This window comes from Micromonospora sp. NBRC 110038 (assembly GCF_020884815.1).
GTDB classification, from domain to species: domain Bacteria; phylum Actinomycetota; class Actinomycetes; order Mycobacteriales; family Micromonosporaceae; genus Micromonospora; species Micromonospora haikouensis.
In genome coordinates this window covers 100,479-127,441 of the sequence record NZ_BBOL01000004.1, presented here as the reverse complement: position 1 = coordinate 127,441, position 26,963 = coordinate 100,479, and the positions used below count along the sequence as shown (strand labels likewise).

Below are 26,963 nucleotides of genomic sequence, written 5' to 3'. Positions count from 1 at the left end.
GTCAGTCGGTGAGCAGGATGCCGGTGAGCAGGACCCCGCGCGCGAGGTTGAGCACGCTGTCGCAGCCGGGGAAGCCCACCCGGGCCAGGCCGCCCGAGCCGGTGCGGCCGAACAGGTAGGGCGCGAGGCTGTACGGGACGTCGGCGGTGACCGTCTCTCCCGTCTCCATCCGCACGAAGTCCATCGCCACCCGGTCGGCGGGCATGTACTCCTGCAGGATGTAGCCGCCCTCGTCGAGGGCGGCGCGCAGCCCCTCCTCCCACTTCTGCGGGTCGGTCTCGCGGCCCAACAGCACGCCGATGCCGGCGGAGCCGTCGGCGGGCTTGGCGACCAGGTCGTGCTGGTCGGCCAGCGCCCGGGGCAGCTCGGCGGCGGTGAGGGCGGTGGTGCGGGGGACGTACCGGCGCACGAGCGCCTGGTCGGGCTCGGGCAGGGTGTCGAGGTCCTCCCACAGCCAGGCGAAGTTGATCTTGTTGCCGAGCAGCCAGGCGGCGGAGCTGACGAACATGGGCAGGGTCCCGGCGGCGAGGGCACCGGCGACCGCGTCCAGGCCCGCGCTGGCGTGCACCCGGTTGGGCACGAAGAGCCGGAACAGCGCGTCCACCGGGGCGCCGTCGACGACGAGCCGCTTGTCCTCGTCCAGGGTCGCCAGCTTGAGCTGGGCGATGACCAGGTCGATGCCGAAGTGGCGGGCCCGGTCGGCCAGCGGGGACAGGATCCGGATGAAGTCGTCCGGCGTCTCCAGGCCCGGGTAGTCGGCGTCGAAGTCCAGCAGCAGCGCCACCCGGGCCCCGTCGGCCAGGCCCAGCTCGTCGCGGATCGCCACGAACCGCTGGTCCAGCAGGGACGGGGCGGGCCGCACCGCCAGCCCGTCGAGGATGCCCCGCTCGGCGTAGAGCTTCGCGTACCGGTAGACGACCGTGTCGGCGTCGAAGCCGCCGCCGAGGCTGCTGTCGATGTTGTACTCGACGAACTTCGGCACCCCGCCGGAGATCAGCACGTCCGGCCGGTACGCGGCCAGCAGCGCCTCCGACAGCACCTCGTCGGTGTCGAGCAGCTTCGTCTCCTCCGCCGGCACCCCGAGCAGCCGGGTCAGCTCCCCGGCGGTGCGGGCCCGCCGCTGGCACGCCTCCAGGATGAGCTGGGCGAGCCGGTCGCACACCTCGTTCAGCTCGCGGAACGCGTCCGCCGGCATCACCGGGGGCCGGGCCAGCCGCCACGTCTGGTTGTACGTCGCGCAGCCGTAGAAGACCTCCTTCCACGCGCCCGCCCCGGCGGCCACCATCGCCGCGCGGGTCGACTCCGGCAGGTCGTTCCACGCCTGGTCCAGCGGCGGCCAGGGGTAGTTGGGGTCGATCATCACTCGTCCTTCATGGTGAGTTGGATGGCGGCGGTGAGCTGCTCGCGGCCGGGCTGCACGGCCCGGTCCAGCGCCGGGGCGAACGGCAGCACCGCGCCGTCGGGGCGGGTGACCCGCCGGGGCGGCGCGAGCAGCCGCACCCGTTCCACCACGGTCGCGATGATCTCCCCGGCGATCCCGCAGGACCGGTTGGAGTCGTCGACCACGACCAGCCGCCCGGTGCGGGCCACGGACGCGGTCAGCCCGTCCCAGTCGAACGGATAGAGCGTGCGCGGGTCGAAGACCTCCACCGACACCTGGTCGGCCAGCTCCTCGGCCACGGCGAGCGCGTCGTGCACCAGGTGCCCGACGGCGACCACCGTCACGTCGTCGCCGGCCCGGTGCACCCGCCCCCGCCCGATCGGCACCGGGGCCAGGGCGGCGAAGTCCACGTCGGCGCGCACGTCCATCGCCCCGGCCGGCGCGAACACCACCACCGGGTCGACGTGCCGGATCGCCGAGACCAGCAGCCCGTACGCGTCGGCCGGGGTGGCCGGGACCACCGTGGTCACCCCGACGTGGGCGAACAGGCTGTACGGGTGGTCGGAGTGCTGCCCCGCCCACCCCGTCCGCGAGCCGGAGCCCGGCACCAGGTAGGTGACCGGCACCTCGGCCTGCCCGCCCGTCATCAGCGGGAACTTGTGCGCGTGGTTGACGATCTGCTCGAAGACCAGGAACAGCAGGGACGGGATCTGGAACTCCACCACCGGGCGCAGCCCGGCCAGGGCCGCGCCGGTGGCGAAGCTGGTGAACGCCTGCTCCGACAGCGGGGTGTCCAGCACCCGGTCCGGCCCGAACCGCTTCAGCAGCCCGGCGGTGACGTTCGAGGCGGCCACCCGGATGTCCTCGCCGAGCAGGAACACCGACTCGTCGCGGCTCATCTCGTCGGCCAGGGCCCGGGTGAGGGCCTTGCGGTACGACAGCCGTGGCATCAGCCACCTCCCGTCCGGGCGACCAGCCCGCTGGCGTACAGGTGCTCCAGCGCGCCGGCCGGGTCGGGCTCGGGGCTGGCCAGGGCGAACTCCAGAGCCGCGTCGAGGGTCGCCTCGACCTCGGCGTCGACGGCGGCCCGGTCCGCCTCGGACAGCCGGGCCCCCTGGATGTCGACCGGGTCGCGGGACCGGCCGGCGGCCACCTCCTGCGGCGCGCGGTAGTCGAGACGTACCGCGTGCTCGAAGGTGTGGTGGGCGTCGAACCGGTAGGTGCGGGCCTCGATCAGCTCCGGCCCGCCCCCGGCGCGCATCCGGGCGACGGCGGCGGCCGTGGCGTCGCGTACCGCCTCGGGGTCCTGGCCGTCGACGACGGCCGCCGGCATGCCGAACGCCTCGGCGCGGCCGGGGATCGTGCCGGCCACCGCGCCCTCGACGGGCATGGTGGTGGCGTAGCCGTTGTTCTCGCAGACGAACAGCACCGGCACCCGCCACAGCGCGGCCAGGTTGAACGCCTCCAGCAGCATCCCCTCGTTGACCGCGCCGTCGCCGAAGAAGGTGGCCCCGACGAGGTCGTCGCCGCGCCGCCGACGCGCCCACACCGCTCCGGTGAGGATCGCGCCGGCGGCACCGACGATGGCGTTCGCGCCGAGCACCCCGACGGCGAGGTCGGCGGCGTGCATGGAGCCGCCCCGGCCCCGGTTGAGCCCGGTCTCGCGGCCCAGCAGCTCGGCGAGCATGCGGGCCGGGTCGGCCCCCTTGGCGAGCACGTGGCCGTGCCCGCGGTGGGTGCCGGTGACCAGGTCGTCGTCGCGCAGCGCCGCGCAGACCCCGGCGGCGATCCCCTCCTGACCGAGGTACGGATGGATGCCGCCGACGATCGCCCCGGCGCGGACCAGGTCGACGGCCCGCTCCTCGAACCGGCGGATCAGCCGCACCGTGCGGTACAGCCGGACGGGATCGTCGCGGGTCACGCCGGGCGACCCTCCTTGATCGCGGCGAGGATGTCGTCCCAGAGCTGCGCGCGGGCGGCGAGCGCCAGGTTGACAGTGTCGGCGCACTCCTGCCACTTGGTGTCGTCGTCACCGCACAGGTCGGCGAGCATCTGCATGGCCATCGGGGTGTGCTGCTCCCCGTCGACCTCGATGTGCCGCTCCAGGTAGTCGACGAACGTGTGCAGCTTCTGGCTGCGCTCGTTGACGGCGACGACCTGGGTGAACATGTCGGGGATCAGGTCCTCGCGGCCGAACGCGAAGGCCGCCGCCTGGCAGTGCACCGGCGTCGACTCGATGATCTTCCAGGTGGTGGCGGCGAACGCCGCCGACGGGCCGGGCACGCCGGCCTTCGCCAGCGCCTCGGTCACCGGCGTGCCGGCGCGCAGCAGGTCGATCAGCGCCTCCACGGCGCCGGTGTCGGCCCCCGCCTCGGCCATGCCCCGCACGTACAGCTCGAAGTGGCTGATGTAGCCCTCGCCGAGCTCGTCGCTCTCCTCGACCATCACGATGTCGTTGATCAGCCGCCGGCTGCCGGTCGGGCCGGTGGGGATCCACGGCACGTCCACGCAGGTGAGCTGCCGCTGCAGCGACTTCAGCAGGGACATGAAGTCCCACACGGCGAAGACGTGGTGCTCCATGAAGGTCACCAGCGCCTCGTGGGTGTCCAGGTTGGCGTAGAGGGGGTGCTTGACCACCACGTCGCGGCGGTCGGTCACCGCCTGCTCCAACCGCTCGATGCCCGGGTGCGTCTTACCCCAGTCGTACCGTGACATTGTCAGCCTCCCTGCTGGGCGCGGTCGCGCCAGATGACCGGACAGAAGTCGGGGTCCGCGTAGTCCGGCCGCCCGTCGTGGGTGCGGCGGACCAGCACGTCGTGGTTGTACGCGGCGAGGGTGCCGTCGGAGAGCGGGAACTCCCGGTAGGCGTTCGCGCCGTCCTGCAGGTGCAGCGAGATCGCCCGGCGCGGGCGACCGCTGACGTTCGCACCGCTGCCGTGGTAGGTGCGGCAGTGGTGGAAACTCACGTGTCCCTTCGGGATCACCATGGGGATCTTGCGGATCTGGGCCCCGTTGTGCGCGGCGTTGCGGGCCAGCATCTCCTCGAGCTGGTCGCGGTCGCGCTCGGCGAAGTGCCGCACGACGGTGTCGTCGGCGCCGATCTCCTTCCACCGGTGCGACCCGTCGACCATGGTGATCGTGCCCATCTCCTCACCGCAGTCGTGAAACGGGATGAACGCGGTGAGCATGTCCTCCGACGACGAGGACGACCAGTAGTGCTTGTCGAAGTGCCAGGGCACGATGTTCGACGGCTCGCCGTCGATCGGCGGCTTGTAGATCAGCGTGGACTGGAACACCCGGATCTCGGCGGCCCGCGCGAGCCGGGCGGCGACCGCCCCGAGCAGCGGCTTGCGCAGGATCGCGGCGATCCCGTCGTGCTCGTAGTGGACGTAGTCGTTGTGCCGCTGCACCGGGCCCTTCGACGGGTCCCAGTAGGCGAGCTTCGGCGGGCGCACCGGCAGGGTGCGGTCCCGCTCGCCGTCGTAGTACCGGTCGGTGGCCGCCACGAGGGCGTCCACCTCCTCGTCGGTGAACAGCTTCTTCGACAGGTACCAGCCGTGCTCGGCGTAGTGCCGCACGTCCTCGTCGGACGGCAGCAGCGCCTCCTCCTGCGCGGTCAGCGCCGGGTGGATCTGTGTGGTGGTCATGCCCCAACCCCTTGTGCCGTGCCAGCCGCGACGGCGGGGGTCGCCCCCGCCGCGGCCAGCTCCCGTTCCTTGGCCTCGTAGAGGGCCTTGATGTTGCCGCTGCCGAAGGTCAGCGCCCCGCGTCGCTCGATGAGTTCGAGGAAGAGGGTGCGTCGCACGTGCATCGACTCGGTGAAGATCTGCAGGAGCTGGCCGCCGTGGTCGCGGTCGACCAGGATGCTCAGCTCGCGCAGCCGGTCCAGCGGCGCGTCGACCGGGCCGACCCGCCGCTCCAGGTCGTCGTAGTAGGCCCCCGGGGTGCCAGCAAACCGGACGCCCCGGGAACGCAGCGCGCCGACGGCGGTGACGATGTCGTCGGTGCGCAGCCCCAGGTGCTGCACGCCGGCCCCGGCGTGTTCGGTGAGGAACGCGTCGATCTGCCCGGGCCGGTGGCTGCGGTCCGGCTCCAGCAGCACCAGGGTGACCCGCCCGGACGGGCTCTGCACCACGGTGGAGTTCATCGCCTGCCCGGCGACCTCGACGTGCTCGGTGAAGATCTGCGCGAAGCCGAAGACCCGCTCGTAGTGGGCGACGGTCGCGTCGAGCTGCCCCGGCGGCACGCAGATCGCCAGGTGGTCGATCTCGGCGAGCAGGCCGTCGTCGCCGGCCGGCTCGGTGGGCTCGGTGGTCTCGAACGCGCCGGGCAGGAAGTCGCGCCGGTCGCCCCGGCGCTCCACCAGCCGGTGCAGCACGTCGCCGAAGCCGGCCACCTCGGCGGTGACGACCTCGGCGTCCGCGCCGGTGAAGGTGGCCGGCGGCGTCACCGGCGTCGCCCCCCGGCCCACCAGCTCCGCGTACGCACCGGCGGCGTCGTCGACCTCCAGCGCCACCACGGCGATGCCGTCGCCGTGCCGCTGCACGTACGTCGACGCCCGGTGCCCGGCCGTCAGCCCGGAGGTGAGCACCATCCGGATGTCGGCCTGGCGCAGCAGCAGCGACCGCTGCCCCGCCAGCCCGGTCTCGGGGCCGCCCTGACCGGCCAGGCGGAACCCGACGGCGGTGCCGAAGTAGAAGGCGGCCTGCCGGGCGTCCCCCACGAAGAGTTCGATGTGATCTATAGAACGGATGTCCATTTACCAGCCCTTCCCCATGTCCCCCCGTGACTGCCGTCCGGGCTCCCCCGCCCGGGGTGTTACGCGAGATCACCTCCCGGCGCGGCGGCGCGCGCACCCGCACCGGCGGTGCGCCGCAGCAGCAGGCTCACGTTCTGCCCCCCGAAGCCGAACGAGTTGGTCAGCGCGTGTTCCACGTCGGCCCGCCTGGCCTCTTTGCGGATGTGGTCCGCCGGGCAGGCCGGGTCCGGGTCGTCGAGGTTCCAGGTCGGCGGCAGCAGCCCCCGGCCCAGCGCCAGCGCGGTGGCGGCGGCCTCCAGCACCCCGGACGCGCCGAGCAGGTGCCCGGTGAGCGCCTTGGTGGAGCTGACCGGCACCCGGCCCTCGCCGAACACGTCGGTCAGGGCGGTGATCTCGGCGATGTCGCCGAGCTTGGTGCCGGTGCCGTGGGCGTTGACGTAGCCGACGTCGCCGGCCGTCACCGCGCCGCCGGCCAGGGCCTGGCGCATGCACTCGGCCGCTCCCGCCCCGTCGGGCCGGGGCGCGGTGGGGTGGTGGGCGTCGGTGTTCGCCCCGTACCCGGCCACCTCGGCGTAGCCGGCCACGCCGCGGGCGGCGGCGTGCTCGGCACGTTCCAGCACCAGCAGCGCCGCGCCCTCGGCGAGGACGAAGCCGTTGCGGCGGGCGTCGAACGGCCGGCTCGCCTCGGCCGGGTCGGCCCAGCCCCGGGCGAGGGCCCGGGCGTTGCCGAAGGTGTCGGCGAAGGTGGGGAACAGGGGGGCCTCGCTGGCCCCGCAGACCACCACGTCGGCCTCCCCGGCCCGGATCAGCCGGACCGCGTCGGCGACGGCCTGCGCGCCGGAGGCGCACGCCGTGCCGACCGACGAGCTGTAGCCGCGGATGCCGTGGGCGATGGCGATGCGCGCCGCCGGCATGTTCGGCAGGATCCCGGTGAGCAGGTACGGGCTGACCGCCGCCCGGCCCCGCTCGGCCCGCGCCAGCACCTGCCGCTCCAGGGTGGCCATCCCGCCGACGCCGCCGACGATCACGCCGATCCGGGCGGGGTCGACGTCGCGGCCCACCTCGATGCCGGCGTCGGCGAGCGCGTCGGCGGCGGCGAGCAGGGCGAGCACGACGATCCGGTCCAGCACCCGGGTCTCCGGGCCGGACGCGACCGTGCGCGGGTCGATGTCCGGCAGCAGCCCGGCGGCCTCCAGCGACCCGTGGGCCGGGTGGTCCTGCGGCGGGCGGACCAGCCCGGACCGGCCGGCGAGCAGGGCGTCGAGGGTCTCCCCCGTCCCCCGCCCGGCCGGGGTCAGCAGGCCCATCCCGGTGATGAGGGCGGTCACGACGACGACTCGGTCAGGTAGCGCTCGCGCAGCACCACCTTGCGGACCTTGCCGGTGACGGTGACCGGGATGTCCTCGGAGCGCACCGGCACCACCCGGCGCAGGGTCGCCCCGACGTCCGCGCCGAGCGCGGCGCGCACCGCCTCGGTGCGGTCGACGCCCGGGTCGGCCCCGGCCGCCAGCTCCAGCAGCACGTCGGTGACGACGCGGTCGTCCTCCTTGACGATCACCACGGTGCAGTCGGTGACGTCGGGGCAGGCGGCGAGGACCCGCTCCTCGGACAGGGCGGTGAAGAACCGCCGGCCGTCGCCGACCTCGACGGAGTCGACGGCCCGGTCCAGGTGGTAGTAGCGCCCGTCGGCGTCGGCGTAGACCAGGTCGCCGGTGAGGTACCAGCCGCGCAGCCGGAACCGGTAGGTGGTGACCGAGTCGTTCCAGTAGCCCCGGAACAGCGACGGCGAGTCGATGCCGAGGAAGCCGACCTGCCCCGGGGGCAGCTCGTTGCCGTCGGCGTCGAGCACGGCGACCTTCGTGAACTGGTACGGGCGGCCCACGCAGCGGCCGTACCGGTCGGTGTCGGCGGTGTGGGTGATGTGGAACATCGAGTGGCCCATCTCGCTGGAGCCCAGCCCGTCGATGAACACGGACCCGGGCACCCGCACCACGCCCTGGCGGGTCACGGTGTCCCGCGAGCCGACCGCGACGAGCCGGCGCACGTGCGGCTCGTGCGAGCAGTCGCCGGTGTTGAACCACAGCCGCACCGAGTCCAGGTCGTACGCGGACAGGTCGAACCGGGCCAGCTCCGCCCAGGTGACGGAGAACCCGAACACGCCGTCGGGCCGCCACCGCTGGATCGCGTCGAGGACCCGCTCGCCGCCCTGGTCGGACAGCAGGAACATCTCCGCCCGGTTGCCCAGCGCCTGGTTGACCATGAGCACGGTCGCGGTGTGCGGGGCGGGCAGCGCGTTGAGGATGCGGCGGGTGCCCTGCGCCTGCGGCATGGACAGCAGGTGCCGGGTGGCGGCGAACAGGCTCGCGTGCGAGTGCAGCACCGCCTTCGGCACGCCGGTGGTGCCGGAGGTGTGGGTGATGACGATCGGGTCGTCGGGGTGGTGCCGGTAGTGGGCCCCGGCGGCGGCCGGGTCGCCCGTGCCGGCGTCGGCGGGCGTGCCGAGCAGCGGCGCGCCGAGGTCGTGCCCGGCCAGCAGCTCGGTGTGCGCGGCGTCGGCGAGCACGCCCGCGCCGCGCAGCCGGCGGATGTACTCGGCGGCGATCTCCGGGCGCAGCCTGCCGTTCATCAGCGCGGGGATCGCGCCGAGGCGGGTCAGCGCCAGGAAGCTGAGCACCATGTCGGCGGCGGCGGTGGCCCAGACGGCGACGGGGTCGCGGGGCTTGACGCCCCGGGCGCGCAGCCAGGCGGCGCGGGCGGCGACCCGCTCGTCGAGCTGCCCGAGCGTCAGCGGGCGCTCGGCGGGGTGCCCGTCGACCTCCGTGTCGAAGGTCAGGCCGGGGCCGTCCGGGTCGGCGCCGTGCGCCAGCACCCGGGCCAGCACGTTGCCGGCGCCCAGCTCGGTGTCGGCGGCCAGCACGCCGCGCAGTCCCTTGGTCTTCATCGTGCGTCTCCTCGCCCCAGCAGCACCGCGACGGCGGCGGTCCCGGGCGGGGAGCCCGGTGCCGCGGCCTGGACGCCCGCACCGGCGTCGTCGGGTGCCTGTTCGATCAGGATCAGTAGTGCCTCGTCGGCGTCGCCGTCGCTCAGCAGCAGTTCCGCCTCGGCCGTTCCCTCGGCCAGCGGGTCCCCGGTCGGGGCGAGGCAGACCACCGGCCCGCCCAGCCCCCAGCGCGCGGCGACGTGCCCGGCCACGCTGTTGGGCACCGACTGGAAGAAGAACAGCGGGCCCGGTCGTCCCCCGGCGGCGACCGTGGCGTGCACGTGGTCGGCGCTGGCCCGGTCCCCGGCGGCGCTGACCAGCACCACCGCGGTGCGCCCGCCGGCCGGTTCCGGGGCCGGTCGCTCGCCGTGGCGTCGGGTGAGGCACCGGTCGGCGACGGCCGCGACGACCGGGCTGAACTGCGAGTGCACGAACCCGGGCAGGGTCGGCGGGGCGGCGTCGCCCGGCTCCGGCCAGCGCGCCTGCGCGAGCACCCGCAGCCGGCCGTCCGTCGCCGTCGGCAGCTCCCCGGTGCCGGTCACGCCGCACCGACCAGCAGGGCGGTGTTGGCGCCGCCGAACGCGGCGTTGAGGCTCACCGCGTAACCGGTGGCGGCCGGGCGGGGCGCGTCGCGGATGACGTCGAGCGGGCACGCCTCGTCCGGGCCGAGCCAGCCGGCGTTGACCGGCAGCTTCCCGTGCCGTACGGCCAGCACGGTCACCACCAGCTCCAGCAGCCCGGACGCTTCCAGCGCGTGCCCGTGCAGCGCCTTGGTCGAGCTGACCGGCACCCGGTGGGCGTGCTCGCCCCAGGCCAGCCGCAGCGCCGCCGCTTCGGCCGCGTCGCTGTAGCCGGTGCCGGTGGCGTTGGCGTTGACGTACCCGATGTCCTCGGGGCGCAGGCCGGCGCGGCGCAGGGCCGCGCCGAGCGCGCGCGCCAGGCCGCGCCCCTGCGGGTCGGGCTGGCAGGGGTGGTAGGCGTCGCCGGCCCGGCCCCAGCCGAGCACCGAGGCCAGCGTCGGCGCGTCCCGCCGGGCCGCCGCGGCGGCGGACTCCAGCACCACGGCGGCCACGCCGTCGCCGAGCAGCAGCCCGCGCCGCCCGGCGCTGAACGGGCGGACCGCGCCGTCGGTGGCGAGGGCCCGGCCGGCGTCGAAGAGCGCGTACTGGTCGGGTTCGACCAGGTACCCGGCGGCGACGACGATCCGGTCGACGTCGCCCCGGCCGATCAGCGCGGCGGCGTCGGCGACCGCGGTGGACGCCGACACGCAGGCGCTGGTGTAGACCCGGGACGCACCGGCCAGCCCGCACCGGCGGGCCAGCTCCCCGGCCAGCGCCGGCGCGCCCGCGCCGCCGTGGGCGGCGAGCAGCAGCGGCGCGGCGGCCCGGCCGGCGGTGTCGAGCCCGGCGGCGGCGCACGCGGTGTGCACCGCCCCGGTCAGTTCGTCGGCCAGCGGGCCGGCGTCCGCCAGGGTGGCCGCCACGCCGACCCGCCGGGCGCTGGTGTCGAAGCGGCCGACGGGCCGGAACGCGGGGGCGCCGGCGAGCACCCCGGCGAGCTGGGCGTCGGCGCCCCTGCCGAGGGCGCTGAGCGCGTGGACACCGGTGATCCGTACGGGGGCCCGCTCAGCCATCTGCGGGGGCGGTCAGGCAGGTGTGGAACACCGCCAGGGCGTCGTCGACCGTCCGGATGCCGGCGAGCTGGTCGTCGGTGAGGTCGAGCCGGCGGTCGTAGCGCTGTTCGACGAGGTGGACCAGCCAGGCGAGCTCCATCGAGCCCACCCGGTCGGACACCTGGTCGACGGGCTTCGCGGTCATCTCGGCGAGCATGGTCAGCAGGTCAGCTCGCCCCAGGTCGGGCTGACCGGCCATCAGGAGTTGCCGTCGGCCGTCGCGGCGACCCGGTCGGCGACCATCGTGGTGAACTCGCCGACCGTCATCAGCGCCAGCTTCTCGGACTCGTCGTCGGCGAACTTCAGGCCGTAGCGGTCCTCGACGCGGACGGCCAGGTCCGCCAGGGCCAGCGACTCCAGGTCGACGCCGGCCGGGCCGAGGGTGGTGTCGTCGTCGATGCCGTCGACGTCGTAGTTCATGTCGTCGAGCTGGGAGATGACGAAGGCACGGACCTCGTCGCGCATGGTTAACCTCTTTCCGTGAGCCAGTCAGCGGTGCCCGGTCGGGACACCGTGTACGTGTTCCTCGGCCGTACCGACGGCGATCGGCCGGCGGCGGCCCGGCGGCTGCTGCGGCGCGCGGGTGGCACGCTGCTCGGCCGGGCGGAGGCGGAGATCCGGGTGCGACGCGACGCGGCCGGGCGGCCGCTCGTCGACGCCGGTGACGCGGTGGAGCTGCCGGTGAGCGTCAGCCACACCGGCGGGGTCGTGGTGGTGGCGGCCCGCCGCGGCGGCGGGGTCGGCGTCGACGTCGAGCGCCACCGGGAGCTGCCCGCGCTGGCGCTGGCCCGCCGCTGGTACGCCCCGCAGGAGGCGGCCTGGCTGCGCGGACGCCCTCCCGGGCACCGCGTCGAGGCGTTCCTGCTGCTGTGGACGGCCAAGGAGGCGGTCGGCAAGGCGCTCGGGCGCGGCCTGCGCGACGGCGGCCTGCGCCGGCCGATGCCGGTCCCCGGCGGGCCGGGTGAGCTGCTGCGCCCCGTCCCGGGGACCGGTGGGCTGCGGGTCGGCCACCCCCGGCTGACCGCAGGCGGCGGCCCGGCCGGCGACGGGCCGGTTCCGGCCGGCGGCCTGGTGCTGGCCCTGGCGGTCGACGGGCCGGCGGACGGCGTCGAGCTGGTGATCGACTGATCGATCAGTCAGGTCGGCGGGCACCGCGACGGGCCGCCGGAGCGGGCCGGTCACGGCGTGGCCGCCCGCAGCGCCTCGGTCGAGCGGACCAGCTTGCCGGTGGTGGTCCGGGGCAGCCGGTCGAGCAGGTGCAGGACGCGGGGCCGCTTGTAGGCGGCGAGCCGCTCGGCGAGCAGCTTCTCCAGCACCTCCTCCGACAGCGGCCCGTCCGGCTGCACGTACGCGGTGATGTCGCCGTCGTGCACGACCACGGCGGCGGCGACGCCGGGCAGCCCGGCGAGGGTGGCCTCCACCTCGGTGAGGTCGACCTTCAGCCCGCCGACGGAGACCTGCGAGTCGAGCCGGCCGCGCACGGTGACCAGGCCGGTGTCGGGGTCGACGGTGCCGGCGTCGCGGGTGTGCAGCCAGCCGTCGGCCCAGCGGTCCGGGTCGGACAGCCCGACGTACGGCGAGTCCGGGCAGCTCACCCACAGCTCGCCGGTGGCCGACTCGCGGACGGTGATCCCGGGGGCGGGGGCGATCGAGGGCCGGTGCCAGCCGTGCAGGTCGGTGCCGATGACGCCGACCTCGGTCATCCCGTACATGTTGCCCAGCGGCACGCCGAAGCGGTCGACGAACGCATTGACGACGGCCGGCGGGACCAGCTCGCCGCCGGTGGTCATCCGCTTGAACTGCGGCAGCGGGCCGGTCGGCCGGGTGGAGGCGAGCAGTCCGATGTGGAACGGCACGCCGAGCACGGTGGCGGGGGTGTCGTCGGCGGCGATGGCGGCCAGGACCGCGTCGCCGCTGAGCCGGTCCGGCGGCACCAGCGTCACGTGGGCGTGCAGGCCGTAGAGCAGCCCGCCGACGAGACCGAGCACGTGCACCATGGACGGCAGCAGGATGATCCGCTCGCCGGGCAGGGCCACGCCGTCGATGCGCGTGTAGCGGCGCACCTCGGCGACGAGGGACGCGGCGCTGCGACCGATCACCTTGGACGGTCCGGTGGAGCCGGAGCTCAGCTGGATCACCGCGTGCGGGCTGCCGGCGGGCCGGTCCGAGTAGGCGGTGACGCCCTCGGTGACGTCGACGAAGATCTTCAGCGCGGCACCGCCGCTGCGCACCGGGGCGACGACGACCTGCGGGGTGAGCCGCGCGAGCGCGCCCTGCACCTCGTGGTCGGTGAGCCGGTGGTCGAGCAGGATCGCCTGGGCCCCGGTGCGCCAGGTGGCGAGGAGGTTCACCACGTACGCCAGCGACGGCGGCAGGCGCAGCGCGGCGGCGCCCCCGGGACGCAGCCCGGCGCCGGTGAGCCGGGCCTGCGCCTCGGCGACGAGCCGGCGCAGCGTGCCCCGGTCCACCGGGTCGGGCAGCCGCAGACAAACTTCGGCCGACGGACCGGCCAGCAAGAGGTCGTCAACCCAGGTAGGGTGGTCTACTGTAGATTCTGCTGCCGAACGATCCATGGTCACTGTGGTCTACCGCCCAGCATCGAAAATGGGCATAACTGCCCAATGTGGTGCGTCCTCCGGGGTGCTGACGGAACACTACGACAGCCGCCGAGACCATTACTAGATGCAAATGGCTAGATCAAAAAGGTCGTGCGGCCCGATTGCCGGTCAGCCGGTTCGCCGGGCAGGATCGGGGGCCGCGAGGCCGTCGGCGCGCCGCCGGCGCAGGGCGGGAGCCTGCCCACCGTGGAGCCGGCACACCCGGGCGGCAGCCTGCCCAGATTCGGCCCGAACGCCTGCCCGCGTGAGGCTGACGGCTCCCCACGTCGGCCTGACGCCGATGGGTGACTGCCGACCGGCAGCCACCCATCGAAGATACACGATCTTATGGCGACGGGGTGCCCCGCCCGCGAAATCAGGCCAGGGCCGGCGTCTGCGCGTAGACGACGAACCGCAGCGACCGGGCGTCGGTGAAGCACTCCCGCATCGGCTTGACCAGGTCCCGGTGCTCCGGGCTGCGCTCCCACGCCTCGAACGCGGCCAGGTTCACCCACTCGCTGGTGATCAGCCACTGCTCCGGGTCGGCCGACGAGCGGCACACCTGGTCCACCAGGTGCCCCGGCACCCCCTCGGCGACCAGGTGCCGGATGGCCTCGTAGGCGCGCAGGAAGTCCCCGGTGCGCTGCTGCGGCACCCGGACCAGGAAGACCACCCGCGCCCGCTGTTCGATCATCGTGCCACTCCTTGGGTCGGGCCGGGCTCGGCCGCCCGGCGGGGCGCCGGTGCCGGGCGGGCCGCCGCGCCCCGCAGCACCAGCGCGCTGTTGAAACCGTCGAACCCCCGGGCGGCCACCAGCGCCACCCGGGACGCGGGCCGGCGGGGCTCCCGCAGGAAGTCCAGCTCGCAGCCGTCGGCCGGCCGGTCCGGGCCGGCGGAGGCGGGCAGCGTGTCGTGGGCGAAGGCCAGCAGCGCCGTGGCCACGTCCAGCGCCGACCCGCCCTGGTGCGCCCGGCCGGTCAGCGGCTTGGCCGTGGTCACCGGCACGGGACGGGCCCCGAACACCGCGCGCAGCGCGTCGGCCTCGGCCCGGTCGTGGCCCGGCGTACCCAGCGCGTCGGGCAGCACCACGTCCACGTCGTCGGGGGTGACGCCGGCCCGGTCCAGGGCCAGCCGCATCGCCCGCGCGTACTGGACGGGGTCCCCGGCCCGGCCGGGGCCGGTGTGCACCGCGTCGTGGGTGGCCCCCCAGCCGGTGACCTCCCCGTAGATGCGGGCCCCCCGGGCCAGGGCGTGCGACAGCTCCTCCACCACGAACACCGCGCCGCCCTCCGCCGGCACGTACCCCGCGGCGTCGGCGTCGAACGGCTGGTACGCCCGGGCGGGGTCGTCGGCGACGCTGAGCAGCCCGGACCGCAGCTGGCAGGCCAGCGCGTACGGGCTCAGCGGGCACTCGGTGGCCCCGGCGATCACCACAGGGGTGCCCCGCCGCACGGTACGCACCGCGTGCGCGAGACTGTCCAGCCCGCCGGCGGACTCGCTGACCAGCACCCCGCAGGGGCCCTTGAACTGGTGGTGGATGGAGAGCTGCCCGACGCTGGCAGCGTAGAACCAGGCGATCGACTGGTACGCCCCGACGGTGCGCGACGGCCCGCCCCACAGCCGTTGCAGCTCCCGCTGCCCGAACAGGTTTCCGCCCGACGAACTGGCCAGGGTCACGGCGTACCCGTAGGGCTCGGGGGCGTGCTCGGGCAGCCCGGCGTCGGCCAGCGCCAGCCGGGTGGCCGCGAACCCCAGGTGCGTCCACCGGTCGGTCTGCACCAGCCGGCGGTTGTCCGCCCAGGTCAGCGCCTCGAAGTCGGGCACCTGACCGGCGACGCGGGTGGGGTAGGACGCCGGGTCGAACAGGGTGATCGGGCCGGTGCGCCGGGTCCGCGACACCACCGTGGCCCAGTGCGCCTCGGCGCCGATGCCGCTCGGGGCGACCACCCCGATCCCGGTGACCACCGCGCGGGTGGTCACGCCGCCCCGCCCGACGCCGCCCCGCCGTGCGCGGAGCCGCCCTGTGCGGTGCCGCCGTGCGTCACCCCGCCGTGCCCCGTCCCGCCCAGCCGGCGGAACACCATCGCCGACTGGAAGCCGCCGAAGCCGCTGCCCACCGACAGCGCCACGTCGACCGGCACCTCCCGGGCCACGTTCGGCACGTAGTCCAGGTCGCACTCCGGGTCGCGGGTGGCCCAGTTGGCCGTCGGCGGCACCACGCCGTACTCGATGGCGAGGGCGCAGGCGGCCATCTCGATGGAACCGATCGCGCCGAGGGAGTGCCCCACCATGGACTTGATGGAGCTGATCGGCACCCGGTGGGCCGCCTCGCCGAGGGCCCGCTTGAACGCCGCCGTCTCGTGCCGGTCGTTCTGCCGGGTGCCGGAGCCGTGCGCGCTGATGTAGGAGACCTGCTGCGGGATGAGCCGCGCCTGCTTCAGGGTCGCCGAGATGGCCAGCCCCATCTCCAGCCCGTCCGGGCGCAGCCCCGTCATGTGGTAACCGTTGCTGCGGCTGGCGTACCCGGCGACCTCGCAGTAGACGTGCGCCCCCCGGCGGCGGGCGTGCCCGTACTCCTCCAGCACCAGCACCGCCGCGCCCTCGGCGAGGACGAAACCGTGCCGGTCGGCGTCGAACGGGCGCGACGCGTGCGCCGGGTCGTCGTTGTCGGGGCTGGTCGCCTTGATCGCGTCGAACGAGGCCACGGTGACCGGGGAGATCGGCGAGTCCGCCGCCCCCGCGAGGACGATGTCGGCCTCGCCGTCGGCGATGAGCTGGTGGGCGTACCCGATGGCGTCGATGCCGGAGGTGCAGCCGGTGGAGACCACCTGCGCCGGGCCGTGCAGCCCGTGCCGGCACGCCACGTCGGCGGCGAGGCTGCTGGGCACGAGCGCCTGGTACAGGTACGGCCCGCCCCGGTCGTGGTCGACCAGCCAGCGGCTGCCGGAGTCGCTGACGGTCACGTACTCCTGCTCCAGGGCCATGGTGCCGCCGACGGCGGTGCCCAGCACCACCCCGGCGCGGTCGCGCTGCGCGTCGGTCAGCTCCAGGCCGCTGTCGGCGACCGCCTCGATCGAGCAGGCGAGCGCGAACTGCACGTACCGGTCGGCGCGGCGCCGCTCGGCCTCGGTGAGCCCGGCGGCGACCGGGTCGAAGTCGCACTCGGCGGCGATGCGGGAGCGGAACGGCGCCGGGTCGAAGAACGTGATCCGCCGCGTCGCCGTGCGCCCCTCCGTGATCGTCTTCCAGAACCGGTCCCGGGTCACGCCGCCCGGGGCGACCACCCCGATGCCGGTCACCACCGTGCGGCGCGCGGTCACGACGCGCCCCGCTGTTCCGCCGGTTCGGTGTCGACGTGCCCCAGCTCCGGCCGGGGCGCGAGGGGGCCCAGGTGGAACACCACCTCGGCCGGCTCCTCGCCGGTGTTGCGCAGCCGGTGCCGCACGTTGACCGGCACGAACAGCGCCTCCCCGGCGGCCACCGGCACCGGCCGGTCGTCCAGGTCCACGGTGATCGCCCCCCGCGCCACGTACAGGAACTCCTCGCTGTACGGGTGGTAGTGCTCGGCGATGCGCTCGCCGGGAGCGAGGGCGGCGACCCCCATGAACCCCGAGGTGCTGCCGACCGTCCTCGGACCGAGCAGCACCCGCAGCTCGCCGCCGCGCCGCCGGTCCGCCGGCACGTCGCGGGCGGCGACCGTCCGGTACGCCGGGTCGTCCGCCGTACGCTGGGCGGTGGTCTCACTCATCGTCGCCTCCCGTGGTGGCGGAGCCGGCCCGCGCCGCCCGCTCGATCCGTTCCTTGATGACCGCGAGCTGGACGCGGCTGTTGGTGTTGATCCGCTCGGTCATCCCGGCGTTGTCCAGCGGAGCGCTCGGGTGCATCGCGAAGTCCTGCACCCAGGTCATCCGGGTGCCCTCCGGCTCGGTGTCGTAGCGCCAGTGGATGCGCATGTACTCGAACGGGCCGGTCTCCACCCGGTGCGCCCGCACCTCGCGGTTCTCCCAGTCGGTGGTGCGTTCGCTCACCCAGCTCCACACCGCGCCGTTCTCGTCGGGGTGCATGGTGAGGCGGAACCGCACGGTGCGGCCGTCGCGTTCGAGGATCTGCGCGGAGGCGTACTCGGTGAACAGGTTCGGCCAGTTCGCCACGTCGTTGGTCAGCTCCCAGACCAGCCGCAGCGGCGCGGCGATGACGATGCTGTTCTCGGTGTGCCCGGGCGGGTCGGTCGCCCGGGTCACCAGGTCGGCGACCTCGGCGATGCTCAGCCGCGCGGCGTCCTCGGGCAGGCGCACCCGGTACCGGTCGGCGACCACCGCGGACAGTTCGAGCAGGGCGAGGGAGTCCATGCCGAGGTCCTCCAGGGACGCTTCGGGCTCCCGGGCCGCGGCCTCGGTGTCCAAGCCGCAGTGCGCCACCAGGATCTCGGTGATCTCGGCGGTGAGCGGGCGGCCGTGGGTGACGGTCATCAGTTTCTCCTCTGGTCGGGGCCGGGCGGGCCGGCGGCGGGGACGCGAACGGGACTCCTCCCGTCGTCCGGTGCGGCGCATCCGGCGCAGCGCGGCCACACCCGCCCGCCGACGGTGGGGGTCACGGCCGCCGCCCGCCGTGGTCCCAGCGGTAGAAGCAGCGCGCCATGGCGTCCCGGGGCGAGCGCCAGGTCGGCAGGTACGGCGAGACGTACGGCTGCAGCCGCGCGCTGACCCGGGCGAACTCGGGGTGCTCCCGGATGCCCTCCACCGCCGTCTCCCCCGGCCGCTCGGTCTCCAGCAGGTGGACGTAGAGGTCACCCAGCCGGTACAGCGACCGGTGCCGGACCCCGGCCAGGTGCGGCAGCTCCGTCGCGTCGGACTCGGCGAAGATCTCGGCGACCCGCTCCTCGGCGTCGGGTGCCACCTTGGCGACGATCAGCGAACGATCCATGGACTGCCTCCCTCGGGCGCGCAGCGGCGCGGCGTGAACTCGCCGTCACGCGGGACGACTGCCGCCACGGTGCGCGCACCGCCGTCACCGAGGCGTCACCGCCGGCCCACCCCCCGACACGACCGACAGTGACGCTGCGTTGATGAATCCTGTGGACAATCCATGCTCCGCCTGAGAAGGCGACCCCGATGGCGACAAATATTCGCAGTTGGCGGGCACTTTGCCGTCCACGATGGCAGCAGCCACACCCAACCCCATGTTGACTCACCGTAATCACTGTTGTTAATCTTCGAGCGGGCCAGCCCGGCGGTCGCGACGCCCGAGCCGCGCCGCGTGACGCCACCGGAGACAGTGGCGCCCCCGGGCGAGCGCGCCGGGACGCACGAGGAGTCCGGACGAGGTCCGGTGCAGGGGGTGCCGCCGTGACCGCTGATCCGCCCACGCCGACCACGGGCGGCGGCCCCACCCCGGACGTCTCGCTGCACCTGCTCGGCGGCTTCCGCCTGCTGCACGACGAGACCCCCGTCGTCGTGCCGCGCGGCCTGCAACGGGTCCTCGCGCTCATCGGGCTGCGCCCCGGCGCCACCCGCAGCCACCTCGCCGGCCTGCTCTGGCCCGAGGCACCGGAGGAACGGGCGCTGTCCTCGCTGCGTACCGCGCTGTGGCGGCTGCGCCAGGACCCGTGCTGCCCCCTGGTCGCCACCGGCGACACCACCCGCCTCGACCCCCGCGTACGGCTCGACGTCGATGACCTGACCAGCACCGCCGCCCGCGTCCGCGACGGCGACGACCCCGGCAGCACCGGCACCGCCCTCACCGCCGGCCGGCACGACCTGCTCCCCGGCTGGTACGACGACTGGGTGCTGCTGGAACGGGAACGCCTGCGTCAACTGCGGCTGCACATGCTCGAACAGGTGGCCCGCAACCACCTCGCGGCGGGACGGCACGGCGAGGCCCTGGAGGCCGCGCTGGAGGCCATGGCGGCGGAACCACTGCGCGAGACCCCGCACCGGCTGGTGGTGCGCGTCCACCTCGCCGAGGGCAACGTCTTCGAGGCCGTGCACGCCTTCTACGCCTACCGCGACCTGCTCCTGCGGGAACTGCGCCTGGAGCCGTCCCCGGCGATGACCGCCCTGCTGCACGACACGCTCGCGCCCATCCGGCAGGCCAGCCGCCCGACGCCCCCCGAGCCGCGCAGGCCGGGCGCGTCACCGCAAACACACCCACGGTGACGGCAACGTGACAGATCGGTCGGCATGGTGGTCGCAGAAGCGGTGCCACGGTCGCCCGACCTTGATCCAGGAGCACCGCCGGCGGGAGGGACCCATGAGTCGTCTACTGATCGTCAGCAGGATCATCCCCGGCGCGGAGGGACGCGTGGCGCAGATCTTCGCCGAGTCCGACGCGACGGAGCTGCCGGGCCTCACCGGCGTCCGGCACCGCTCCCTGTACTGCCTGCACGACCTGTGCGTACACCTGATGGAGACCGCCGACGTCGACGCCGACGCCCTCGCCGCGGCCCGCAACCACCCGCTCTACCTCCAGGTCAACGAGCGGCTCTCCGCGCACACCTCGCCGTACCTGCCGACCTGGCGCTCGCCGCGCGACGCGATCGCCGGCTGCTTCTACAGCTGGGACGCCACCTCGTCGGTCGGTGCCACCGGCACGGCCGGCTGAGCGGGAGGGCCGCGACCATGGTGGCCAACCCACCGCACGTGGTGATCATCGGGGCCGGCACCGGCGGCCTCTGCCTGGCCCACGGGCTGCGCCGGGCCGGGATCGGCGTCTCCGTCCACGAACGGCACACCACCCGCGCCGACGGGCTGCTCGGTTACCGGGTCGGCATCGGACCCACCGGCAGCAGGGCGCTGCGGGAGTGCCTCCCGCCGGAGCTGTTCGACATCTTCGCCGTCACCTGCGCCCGCGGCCCCCGCTACTTCAACGTCGTCACCGAGCGACTGCGGCAGACCGCCTCGTTTCCGCTGCGCCCGGACACCGACGACGTCGGCACCGAACGCTCGGTCGCCCGGATGACCCTGCGCCAGGTCCTGCTCACCGGCCTGGAGGACGCCGTCGAGTTCGGCAAGACGTTCACCCACTACGACCAGCGCGACGACGGCACGGTCACCGCGCACTTCGCCGACGGCACCACGGCGACCGGCGACCTGCTGGTCGCCGCCGACGGCACGCACTCCGCCGTCCGCCGCCAGTACCTGCCGCACGCGGTGATCCGCGACGCCGGCACCATCAACATCGCCACCCGGATCCCGCTGACCGAACACACCCGCTCGCTGCTGCCCGAACGCGTCGCGCAGGGCATCTCGCTGGTCTTCGGCGCGGGCGGGACGATGGGCGTGCTGCACGTGATGGAGTTCAAGTGGGACCGCAACGGCGACGTCAAGCTCGGCGTCGCCGCCGCCGACGCCGACCTGTTGCGCCGCTGGCCCGGCCTGCGCCACGACACCACCCGCGACAACATCAACTTCATCATCTGGAGCACGGCCCGCCGGTTCCCCGCCGACGTCATGACCCGCCGCGGCGAGGACCTCGTCCGGATCGCCCAGGAACTCACCCGCAACTGGCACCCCCACCTGCGGGAACTGCTGGCCCGCAGCGACCCCGGCAGCGCCCTGCCCATCAGGGTGTCCACCTCCGAGCCCGTGCCGGCCTGGAAGAGCAGCACCGTCACCCTGCTCGGCGACGCCATCCACACCATGACCCCGGGGCGCGGGGTCGGCGCGAACACCGCCCTGCGCGACGCCGCCCTGCTCTGCCGGCAGGTCAGGCTGGCCGCCGCCGGGGAGAAGACCCTGGTGCAGGCCGTCGCCGACTACGAGGCCGCCATGCTGCCGTACGGGTTCGCCCGCGTGCACGACTCGCTGCACCGCAGCGGCACCAGCGGCGACGACCGGATCTACCGTCCGGTGATCGGGCGGCTCGCGCTGCTCGGGGCGCGCGGCTACTTCGGCATCACCAGTCGGGTGCCCCGGCTGCGGCGCAAGTTCGTCGACGACTTCTACACCTATCGCGGCGAGGAGGACTGAGGACGTCGTCTCACTCTCGGTAACCCCGGCGCCACCCCGGGTTCGAAGTGCCCCACCAGCACCGGAAGCCACCGGACCTCCCTGTCGCCGACACGGCACGTGTGCGAAGCTGCGACGGATTTTTCTCGCGACTTTTCACCGATGCTCTCAAAGAGGGAGGTTCGCCGTGCCGTCGAGTTTCGGGCAATGGCTGATCGTGATCCTGGCACTGCTGGTGGGTGCGGCGGCCGGATGGGCGCTGCGTGGCCGGCAGGAGACGCCCTCCGGCGCGACGCCCATCGTGGAGGGTGACCCGGTCGCCGGTGTGGCGGTGGTGTCCAGCCCCGCCCCCGAGGCCACCGTCGACGAGCAGCGGCCGGAGGCGACCGTCGCGCCGGCGTCGGCCCCGGTCGCCGTCCTCGACCAGCCGACCCCGGACACCGCCTCCCCCACCCCGACCGGTGGGGTCCTCGGCGACGCCGACCCGGCCGCCTTCACCCCCACCGCCCCTGCCTCCTCCGCCGACGCCCCCACCACCGTCGACGCCCCGGAGCCGGCGACGGTGACGGAGCCCGAGCCGGTCGCCGCGACCCCCGCCGAGCCGACGGACACGACCCCCACCGAGCCCGTCGCCGTGACGCCCGCCGAGCCGGTCGCCGCGACCCCCGACGAGCCGACGGACACGACGCCCGCCGAGCCGGTGGACGTGACGCCCGCCGAGCCGGCGGCGGAGACCGCGGACGCCGAGCCGGTGGCCAGGGCTGTCGAGCCGGTGGAGACCGCGCAGGTCCCGCCGGTGGCGGAGGCCGAGGCCGTCCCGCCGGTGGCCGAGAGCGCGCCGGCCGAGCCCGTCCTGCCGGCCGAGCCCGTGTCGGAGCCCGCAGCCGGGGCCGCGACGCCCGTCGTCCCCGCGCCGCGTACCCCGGTCGACGACGCCCTGCCGCCGACCGCCGACGGGTCCGAGGCGCAGGACGCCCCGGTCGAGCCCGAGCCCGCGCCGGTCGCCGCCGGGGCGGCGACCACCGGGTCGGCCGACGACTTCCGTCGCATCCAGGGCATCGGCCCGAAGATGGCCGCTGCGCTCCAGGACGCCGGCATCCGCACCTACCGGCAGCTCGCCGACCTCGACGAGGCGGCCCTGCGGGAGACGATCCGCGCCGCCGGCCTGCGGGCCGCGCCCAGCCTGGCCACGTGGCCCCAGCAGGCCAAGGTCCTCGCCGGCGCGCCGGCCGAGGCCGACCGGGTGCTCCCGGCGGGTGGCGCCGACGCCTGACGGGGCCGCCCCGCAGGCGTAGCACCAGTCGGGGCTGGCCAGCGGGTTGCGGGCCACGCTCCGGGTGACACCGGGATCCCCGCGTGCCGCCGACATCGCTGCCCCGTCCGTGCAGGTGCGGACGGGGCAGCGGCCGTTTAGCCGCTCGTGGCGGTTGGGTACATCGGGCTCACCTCGAAAACACCACTACCCGGGAGGAAGCCATGCGGCGCGGCCCGTCGATTCTGGGAATCATCCTTGTCATCTGGCTGGTCATCGGCGCCATCGCCGCTGGACAGCGGGGCTACTACAACGGCGACGACACGAACTGCGCCGAGGCGGGCACCATCCTGGTGACCATCGTCGCCGGGCCGTTGAACTACATCGGCGCCAACCCGAAGGTCGACTGCGAGCTTCCCGAGCCGTCCAAGTAGGACGGGCGGCACGGCACGAGCGGCCCGCCCCCTTGCGGGGGCGGGCCGCTTTCGCTTCGCGTCTGCTGCGAGCTTCTTGGACAGTTGCCGTCAGGAGCGAACACGAACCGTCCAAGATCTGCAGCGGTGCGCGTCGAGCGGGGCGAGCCGAGAGCGTGGGTCAGCGGAAGCAGTGGGCGATCGTGACCTTGCTGCCCACGCAGTTGGTGGGCCGGTTCTCGATGACGACGCTGGCGTCGTCGATCCTGACCTGGGCCCGGTCGGCGAAGATCCCACCCGGGGGCAGGGTCGCGCTGTTGTCGACCACCTTGCTCTTGAACAGCGAGAGCTGCCCGGCGACGGTGTAGATGCCGCCGCCGGTGGACTTCGCGCCGACCGCGGCGTTGCCGCTCACCTCGCTGGTGCGTACCAGCGTGTTGGAGCGGTCGGCGAAGATGCCGCCGCCGTTGCCCCGGGCGTGGTTGCCGCTGACGACGCTGTCGTCCATCGGCAGCAGGCCCTGGACGCTGGAGATGCCCCCGCCGTTGCCGCTGGCGGTGTTGCCCTGCACGACCAGGCCGCGCAGGACCAGCACCGCGTCGGAGTTGGCGATGCCGCCGCCGATCTTGGCGGTGTTGTCCACGACCCGGGTGTCCTCGACCTTCGTCCGGGCCGAGAAGCTGGCCAGGCCGCCGCCCTGCCCGGCGATGTTGTGCGCGAGGATGGTGGTGGCGACGTCGGCCGCGCCCCGGTAGTTGGCGAGCCCACCGCCGTAGCCGTTGGCGCTGTTGTCGCGGAACTCGGTCTTCGTCATGGTCAGCACGCCGCCGTTGAGCATGCCGCCGCCCTTGCCCTCGGCGCCGGCGGCCGAGTTGCCGACGAACCGGCTCTCGCGGACCACCATGTTGCCGTCGTTGAAGACCCCGCCGCCGCCCTCCTTCGGCGAGACGGACGTGCTGCCGACGACCGTGGTGCGTTCGAGGACGGCCGTGGCCCCGTGCACGACGTGGACGCTGCCCCCCTCCGAGGTGGACCGGCCGTTGCGCAGGGTGACGTCGCGCAGTGTCAGCTCGCCGCCGTCGCGCACCGTGAAGAAGCGGAAGGTCTCGGCGTTCTCGCCCCGGGCGATGGTCGCCCCGGAACCCTCGACGGTGATCGCCTGGTAGATCACCGGCAGGCCGCTGTTGTCGTCGCCCGGCTGGCGCGGCGGCAGTTCGGCGTCCCCGGGGGTCTCGGCGGCGTCGGCGGCCTCCCGGGCGTCGCGGATGCCGCCGTCGTACTCGTCGGGCTGCTGGAAGGCGTGGCTGAGCGTGTAGGTGCACTTCGGCGCGAGCCGCACCGTCGCCCCGCCCTCCGCGTTGGCCTGCACGAGCGCGGCGACGAGCCGGGCCGAGTCGCAGGGCACGGTGAGCAGCGGCGGCCGGTGCGTGCCCGGCCCGTCCGGCTTGCCCTCGGGCCGGCGGGGACCGCCCGGGGCGCCCTCGTCGGTCCACCGCCCCCCGTCGGGGCCGTCGTCGCGCACGGCCGCCGCCTGCTGCCCCTGGTCGGTGACGCCGGGAGCGCGGTCGGCGGCCAGGGCGGCGACGCCGGTGACACCGGCCGCACCGACCACCAGGCTGCCGGCCACCACGCCGCCGGCTAAGAACCACCGGGACCGTCGCCTGCTGGGCGTCGCTCGCCGGTTGCCCTGGTACGTGAACATCACGGTCCTGCCTCTCCTGCACGAAATGACGCGGCGGCACCGGAACGGGGCGCCGGGTGGCGTACCTCGCGGGGGCCACCGAAGGTCACGATACGGAGAGGAAACGGGCAAGTCAGGCGTACGTGAATAAACGTATGATTCACGTCAAGAGGGTGATTCGATCGGCCCCGGGGAGGTCCCCCGCCGCTCAGCCGCCGACGTGGATGCCGGGGCGGCGCGACGGGTCCCGCTCCGACTTGCGGATGATCTCCCGCACCACCGGCGGGGTGTCGCCGCGCCCGAGGATCAGATAGCGCAGCAGGTGGGCGATGGGGTTGCCCTCGGACCACTCGAAGTGCGCGTGCGGGCGGACCCCGGTGGCGTCGCGCAGCGCGAGCAGGATCGCGGCGATCGCGTTCGGCACGGCCGGGCTGGCCGCCCGCAGCACCCGATAGCCGCCGACCTCCACCCCGTGCACCCGCAGCACCCGGCTGAACTCCGACGGGTCGACCACGTCGACCTCCAGGAACAGCACGTCGGCGGCACCCGGGACCGGGTTCATGCCGCGCTGCGCGCGTTCCTTGACCGTGTACTCCTTCACCGCCCCGCTGTCGCGCTTGTTGGCGATCAGGTGCAGCCGCCCGTCGTGGGCGAGGGACTCGGCGACGAACCGGCGCGCGGCGTCGTCGAACTCGATCCGGTCGGCGCGCAGCTCCGTGGTGCGGGTGACCCGGGAGATCAGCGAGACGCCGATGATGCCCGCGATGAACATGCCGGAGATGGCGATGCCGTCCGGCTTGGCGACCACGTTCTCCGTGAGGGCGTAGAGCAGGACGACGGTGAGCACGGCGAAGCCGACCGCCGCGAACCGGTGGCGGGCCCGGGCCGTCGCGATCGTCACCGCCACCGAGGCGGAGACCATCATCGCCAGGATCCCGGTCGCGTACGCGCCGGCCTGGGCGTTGACGTCCGCGCGGAAGGCCACGGTGATCAAGACGCTGATCAGCGTGTAGACGATCACCACGGGGCGCACCGCCCGGCCCCACTCCGGCGCCATCCCGTACGAGGGCAGGTAGCGCGGCACGATGTTGATCAGACCGGCCATCGCCGAGGCGCCGGCGAACCAGAGGATCAGCACGCTGCTGACGTCGTAGACCGTGCCGAACGCCTCGCCGAGCCGCTCGTGCGCCAGCCACGCCAGCGCCCGGCCGTTGGCCGCTCCGCCCGGCCGGAACTCCCGCGCGGGGATCAGCACGGTGGTGACGAGGGTCGTGGCCACCAGGTACACCGACATGATCAACGCGGCGGCGGCGAGCAACCGGCGCGTGTTGCGGATCCGGGCGGCGAGCCGACGCTCGGCGTCCGGGCCGTCACCGCGCACCAGCGGCATCATGCTCACCCCGGTCTCGAAACCCGACAGGCCCAGGACCAGCAGCGGGAACGCCAGCACCGCCGGACCAAGCAGGCCGGCGACCCCACCGCCGCCGGCCGTCAGGGCGGCGGTCCAGTCCCCCAGCGTGGCCGGGTCCGCCACGATCGCCGCCACGCCCGCCGCGACGATCACCGCGTTCAGCCCCAGGAAGACCACCACCAGGGGCACGGCCACCGTCACCGCCTCACGGAACCCGAGCAGGAAGACCCCGCCGAGAACCAGCAGCAGCAGCACGGTCACCGCCACCGCGGCGAGGGTGCCGCGCGGGAACGACGCCGGCAGGTACGGGTTCTCCAGCAGGTGGACAGTGGCGTCGGCGGCGGACAGCGTGATCGTGATGATCCACGAGGTGGCCACGAAGCCGAGCAGGACGAGGACGAAGACCTTGCCCCGCCAGAACGGCAGCAGCCGCTCCAGCATCGCCACCGAGCCCTGCCCGTGCGGGCTCTCCCGGGCCACCCGCCGGTACATCGGCAGCATCCCGAACAGGGTCAGCGCCACGATCAGCAGCGTCGCCACCGGGGAGAGCGCCCCGGCCGCCAGCGCGGCGATGCCGGGCAGGTACGACAGGGTGGAGAAGTAGTCCACCCCGGTCAGGCACATCACCTGCCACCACGGATGCGCCCGGACCTGCGCCTCCCCGGTCTCCGGCCCGACGGGCGGCACCCGGTGCTGGAACAGCCAGCGCCCGAACCGGCCGGCGGGCTGCTCGGGGCTGGTCGCCCGGTCGACGCAGGCCGGCACCACCACCCCGTCGCCCGGGGCCGTCGCACGCCGATGGCCCCGGACCCGCCTCGGCTGCCCGCCGTCCCGCCGCTGCGCCATGCGCGCCCCCTCCACGCCCTGCCCC

At 74.4% G+C, this 26,963-nt stretch carries 26 protein-coding genes and 1 pseudogene; 6 read left to right on the top strand and 21 right to left on the bottom strand.

Annotated elements, in window-relative coordinates; all coding sequences use genetic code 11:
- Position 1: 1 nt before the first annotated feature.
- The 12 genes from LPU61_RS16220 to LPU61_RS16165 are packed head-to-tail and all read right to left on the bottom strand — an operon-like array spanning position 2 to position 11,257.
- The gene (locus tag LPU61_RS16220) at positions 2-1,360 is read right to left on the bottom strand and encodes a hypothetical protein (protein WP_043968899.1); all 1,359 of its coding nucleotides are present in this window, start codon (positions 1,358-1,360) and stop codon (positions 2-4) included.
- Positions 1,360-2,331 carry an alpha-ketoacid dehydrogenase subunit beta gene (locus tag LPU61_RS16215; RefSeq protein WP_229405371.1) on the bottom strand — a complete coding sequence of 324 codons (972 nt, stop codon included), beginning with the start codon at positions 2,329-2,331 and terminating at the stop codon, positions 1,360-1,362. The genes LPU61_RS16220 and LPU61_RS16215 overlap by 1 nt, the downstream gene beginning before the upstream one ends.
- Entirely contained in the window at positions 2,331-3,302 is a 972-nt protein-coding gene (locus LPU61_RS16210) for a thiamine pyrophosphate-dependent dehydrogenase E1 component subunit alpha (protein ID WP_229405370.1), read from the bottom strand. Before LPU61_RS16210 ends, LPU61_RS16215 begins: the two co-directional genes overlap by 1 nt.
- Positions 3,299-4,096, bottom strand: a complete 798-nt coding sequence (locus LPU61_RS16205) for a DUF3050 domain-containing protein (RefSeq protein WP_043968895.1) — start codon at positions 4,094-4,096, stop codon at positions 3,299-3,301. Before LPU61_RS16205 ends, LPU61_RS16210 begins: the two co-directional genes overlap by 4 nt.
- A 2-nt stretch (positions 4,097-4,098) precedes the next feature.
- Positions 4,099-5,028, bottom strand: a complete 930-nt coding sequence (locus tag LPU61_RS16200; protein WP_043968893.1) for a phytanoyl-CoA dioxygenase family protein — start codon at positions 5,026-5,028, stop codon at positions 4,099-4,101.
- On the bottom strand, positions 5,025-6,140 hold the full coding sequence (gene hppD / locus LPU61_RS16195; RefSeq protein WP_229405369.1) for a 4-hydroxyphenylpyruvate dioxygenase: 1,116 nt from the start codon (positions 6,138-6,140) through the stop codon (positions 5,025-5,027). The genes LPU61_RS16200 and hppD overlap by 4 nt, the downstream gene beginning before the upstream one ends.
- Before the next feature lie 59 nt (positions 6,141-6,199).
- Positions 6,200-7,468 (bottom strand): beta-ketoacyl synthase, encoded by a 1,269-nt coding sequence (locus LPU61_RS16190; RefSeq protein ID WP_043968891.1) that lies wholly within the window; start codon positions 7,466-7,468, stop codon positions 6,200-6,202.
- Positions 7,465-9,081 (bottom strand): class I adenylate-forming enzyme family protein, encoded by a 1,617-nt coding sequence (locus LPU61_RS16185; RefSeq protein WP_043968890.1) that lies wholly within the window; start codon positions 9,079-9,081, stop codon positions 7,465-7,467. Before LPU61_RS16185 ends, LPU61_RS16190 begins: the two co-directional genes overlap by 4 nt.
- A complete protein-coding gene (locus tag LPU61_RS16180; protein WP_229405586.1) occupies positions 9,078-9,614 on the bottom strand; it encodes a beta-ketoacyl synthase chain length factor in 537 nt (178 codons plus the stop codon). The genes LPU61_RS16185 and LPU61_RS16180 overlap by 4 nt, the downstream gene beginning before the upstream one ends.
- Before the next feature lie 44 nt (positions 9,615-9,658).
- The gene (locus LPU61_RS16175; RefSeq protein WP_229405368.1) at positions 9,659-10,753 is read right to left on the bottom strand and encodes a beta-ketoacyl synthase N-terminal-like domain-containing protein; all 1,095 of its coding nucleotides are present in this window, start codon (positions 10,751-10,753) and stop codon (positions 9,659-9,661) included.
- Positions 10,746-10,991 carry a hypothetical protein gene (locus LPU61_RS16170; protein ID WP_043968888.1) on the bottom strand — a complete coding sequence of 82 codons (246 nt, stop codon included), beginning with the start codon at positions 10,989-10,991 and terminating at the stop codon, positions 10,746-10,748. The genes LPU61_RS16175 and LPU61_RS16170 overlap by 8 nt, the downstream gene beginning before the upstream one ends.
- Complete coding sequence (locus tag LPU61_RS16165) at positions 10,991-11,257, bottom strand: acyl carrier protein (protein ID WP_043968887.1); 267 nt, start codon at positions 11,255-11,257, stop codon at positions 10,991-10,993. The genes LPU61_RS16170 and LPU61_RS16165 overlap by 1 nt, the downstream gene beginning before the upstream one ends.
- Positions 11,258-11,272: 15 nt before the next feature.
- Between LPU61_RS16165 and LPU61_RS16160 the strand changes: the two genes are divergently transcribed.
- A complete protein-coding gene (locus tag LPU61_RS16160; RefSeq protein ID WP_229405367.1) occupies positions 11,273-11,920 on the top strand; it encodes a 4'-phosphopantetheinyl transferase superfamily protein in 648 nt (215 codons plus the stop codon).
- A gap of 50 nt (positions 11,921-11,970) precedes the next feature.
- On the opposite strand, the gene LPU61_RS16155 is transcribed toward LPU61_RS16160, so the two are convergent.
- The 7 genes and pseudogenes from LPU61_RS16155 to LPU61_RS16125 all read right to left on the bottom strand — a co-directional run bounded on the left by LPU61_RS16155 (position 11,971) and on the right by LPU61_RS16125 (position 18,312).
- Entirely contained in the window at positions 11,971-13,365 is a 1,395-nt protein-coding gene (locus LPU61_RS16155; protein WP_043968885.1) for a class I adenylate-forming enzyme family protein, read from the bottom strand.
- A 400-nt stretch (positions 13,366-13,765) separates the two neighbouring features.
- The gene (locus tag LPU61_RS16150; RefSeq protein WP_043968884.1) at positions 13,766-14,083 is read right to left on the bottom strand and encodes an antibiotic biosynthesis monooxygenase; all 318 of its coding nucleotides are present in this window, start codon (positions 14,081-14,083) and stop codon (positions 13,766-13,768) included.
- Positions 14,080-15,369: a beta-ketoacyl synthase N-terminal-like domain-containing protein gene (locus tag LPU61_RS16145; protein ID WP_043968883.1), complete on the bottom strand. Its 1,290-nt coding sequence runs from the start codon at positions 15,367-15,369 to the stop codon at positions 14,080-14,082. Before LPU61_RS16145 ends, LPU61_RS16150 begins: the two co-directional genes overlap by 4 nt.
- Positions 15,370-15,455: 86 nt before the next feature.
- Positions 15,456-16,709, bottom strand: a pseudogene (locus tag LPU61_RS16140) (beta-ketoacyl synthase); the annotation flags it as partial.
- Complete coding sequence (locus LPU61_RS16135) at positions 16,706-17,137, bottom strand: cupin domain-containing protein (protein WP_229405366.1); 432 nt, start codon at positions 17,135-17,137, stop codon at positions 16,706-16,708. The gene LPU61_RS16135 and the pseudogene LPU61_RS16140, both read right to left, overlap by 4 nt.
- Positions 17,130-17,858 carry an SRPBCC family protein gene (locus LPU61_RS16130; protein WP_043968881.1) on the bottom strand — a complete coding sequence of 243 codons (729 nt, stop codon included), beginning with the start codon at positions 17,856-17,858 and terminating at the stop codon, positions 17,130-17,132. Before LPU61_RS16130 ends, LPU61_RS16135 begins: the two co-directional genes overlap by 8 nt.
- Before the next feature lie 121 nt (positions 17,859-17,979).
- Complete coding sequence (locus tag LPU61_RS16125; RefSeq protein ID WP_043968880.1) at positions 17,980-18,312, bottom strand: TcmI family type II polyketide cyclase; 333 nt, start codon at positions 18,310-18,312, stop codon at positions 17,980-17,982.
- A gap of 422 nt (positions 18,313-18,734) precedes the next feature.
- Here LPU61_RS16125 and LPU61_RS16120 point away from each other — a divergent pair, with 422 nt between their 5' ends.
- The 5 genes from LPU61_RS16120 to LPU61_RS16100 all read left to right on the top strand — a co-directional run bounded on the left by LPU61_RS16120 (position 18,735) and on the right by LPU61_RS16100 (position 23,021).
- Positions 18,735-19,544 (top strand): BTAD domain-containing putative transcriptional regulator, encoded by an 810-nt coding sequence (locus LPU61_RS16120; RefSeq protein ID WP_043968879.1) that lies wholly within the window; start codon positions 18,735-18,737, stop codon positions 19,542-19,544.
- Positions 19,545-19,638: 94 nt separating this feature from the next.
- Positions 19,639-19,989 (top strand): TcmI family type II polyketide cyclase, encoded by a 351-nt coding sequence (locus LPU61_RS16115; protein ID WP_043968878.1) that lies wholly within the window; start codon positions 19,639-19,641, stop codon positions 19,987-19,989.
- Between the two features lie 17 nt (positions 19,990-20,006).
- Positions 20,007-21,356 (top strand): NAD(P)/FAD-dependent oxidoreductase, encoded by a 1,350-nt coding sequence (locus LPU61_RS16110; protein ID WP_043968877.1) that lies wholly within the window; start codon positions 20,007-20,009, stop codon positions 21,354-21,356.
- Positions 21,357-21,522: 166 nt separating this feature from the next.
- A complete protein-coding gene (locus tag LPU61_RS31745) occupies positions 21,523-22,608 on the top strand; it encodes a helix-hairpin-helix domain-containing protein (RefSeq protein ID WP_308102567.1) in 1,086 nt (361 codons plus the stop codon).
- A gap of 203 nt (positions 22,609-22,811) precedes the next feature.
- The gene (locus LPU61_RS16100) at positions 22,812-23,021 is read left to right on the top strand and encodes a hypothetical protein (RefSeq protein WP_043968875.1); all 210 of its coding nucleotides are present in this window, start codon (positions 22,812-22,814) and stop codon (positions 23,019-23,021) included.
- A 160-nt stretch (positions 23,022-23,181) separates the two neighbouring features.
- Here LPU61_RS16100 and LPU61_RS16095 read toward each other — a convergent pair whose 3' ends face one another.
- Together LPU61_RS16095 and LPU61_RS16090 are read right to left on the bottom strand one after the other, a co-directional pair.
- Complete coding sequence (locus LPU61_RS16095; RefSeq protein WP_229405585.1) at positions 23,182-24,702, bottom strand: right-handed parallel beta-helix repeat-containing protein; 1,521 nt, start codon at positions 24,700-24,702, stop codon at positions 23,182-23,184.
- A 187-nt stretch (positions 24,703-24,889) separates the two neighbouring features.
- Positions 24,890-26,938: an amino acid transporter gene (locus LPU61_RS16090; protein ID WP_229405365.1), complete on the bottom strand. Its 2,049-nt coding sequence runs from the start codon at positions 26,936-26,938 to the stop codon at positions 24,890-24,892.
- Between the last annotated feature and the right edge of the window lie 25 nt (positions 26,939-26,963).

What these genes read in the sequence shown, in the direction of transcription:
- LPU61_RS16220 (WP_043968899.1), bottom strand. Translation starts at nt 1,360, where the DNA reads ATGATCGACCCCAACTACCCCTGGCCGCCGCTGGACCAGGCGTGGAAC.
- LPU61_RS16215 (WP_229405371.1), bottom strand. Translation starts at nt 2,331, where the DNA reads ATGCCACGGCTGTCGTACCGCAAGGCCCTCACCCGGGCCCTGGCCGAC.
- LPU61_RS16205 (WP_043968895.1), bottom strand. Translation starts at nt 4,096, where the DNA reads ATGTCACGGTACGACTGGGGTAAGACGCACCCGGGCATCGAGCGGTTG.
- LPU61_RS16200 (WP_043968893.1), bottom strand. Translation starts at nt 5,028, where the DNA reads ATGACCACCACACAGATCCACCCGGCGCTGACCGCGCAGGAGGAGGCG.
- hppD (WP_229405369.1), bottom strand. Translation starts at nt 6,140, where the DNA reads ATGGACATCCGTTCTATAGATCACATCGAACTCTTCGTGGGGGACGCC.
- LPU61_RS16185 (WP_043968890.1), bottom strand. Translation starts at nt 9,081, where the DNA reads ATGAAGACCAAGGGACTGCGCGGCGTGCTGGCCGCCGACACCGAGCTG.
- LPU61_RS16175 (WP_229405368.1), bottom strand. Translation starts at nt 10,753, where the DNA reads ATGGCTGAGCGGGCCCCCGTACGGATCACCGGTGTCCACGCGCTCAGC.
- LPU61_RS16170 (WP_043968888.1), bottom strand. Translation starts at nt 10,991, where the DNA reads ATGGCCGGTCAGCCCGACCTGGGGCGAGCTGACCTGCTGACCATGCTC.
- LPU61_RS16165 (WP_043968887.1), bottom strand. Translation starts at nt 11,257, where the DNA reads ATGCGCGACGAGGTCCGTGCCTTCGTCATCTCCCAGCTCGACGACATG.
- LPU61_RS16155 (WP_043968885.1), bottom strand. Translation starts at nt 13,365, where the DNA reads ATGGATCGTTCGGCAGCAGAATCTACAGTAGACCACCCTACCTGGGTT.
- LPU61_RS16150 (WP_043968884.1), bottom strand. Translation starts at nt 14,083, where the DNA reads ATGATCGAACAGCGGGCGCGGGTGGTCTTCCTGGTCCGGGTGCCGCAG.
- LPU61_RS16135 (WP_229405366.1), bottom strand. Translation starts at nt 17,137, where the DNA reads ATGAGTGAGACCACCGCCCAGCGTACGGCGGACGACCCGGCGTACCGG.
- LPU61_RS16130 (WP_043968881.1), bottom strand. Translation starts at nt 17,858, where the DNA reads ATGACCGTCACCCACGGCCGCCCGCTCACCGCCGAGATCACCGAGATC.
- LPU61_RS16125 (WP_043968880.1), bottom strand. Translation starts at nt 18,312, where the DNA reads ATGGATCGTTCGCTGATCGTCGCCAAGGTGGCACCCGACGCCGAGGAG.
- LPU61_RS16115 (WP_043968878.1), top strand. Translation starts at nt 19,639, where the DNA reads ATGAGTCGTCTACTGATCGTCAGCAGGATCATCCCCGGCGCGGAGGGA.
- LPU61_RS16110 (WP_043968877.1), top strand. Translation starts at nt 20,007, where the DNA reads ATGGTGGCCAACCCACCGCACGTGGTGATCATCGGGGCCGGCACCGGC.
- LPU61_RS16100 (WP_043968875.1), top strand. Translation starts at nt 22,812, where the DNA reads ATGCGGCGCGGCCCGTCGATTCTGGGAATCATCCTTGTCATCTGGCTG.
- LPU61_RS16095 (WP_229405585.1), bottom strand. Translation starts at nt 24,702, where the DNA reads ATGTTCACGTACCAGGGCAACCGGCGAGCGACGCCCAGCAGGCGACGG.
- LPU61_RS16090 (WP_229405365.1), bottom strand. Translation starts at nt 26,938, where the DNA reads ATGGCGCAGCGGCGGGACGGCGGGCAGCCGAGGCGGGTCCGGGGCCAT.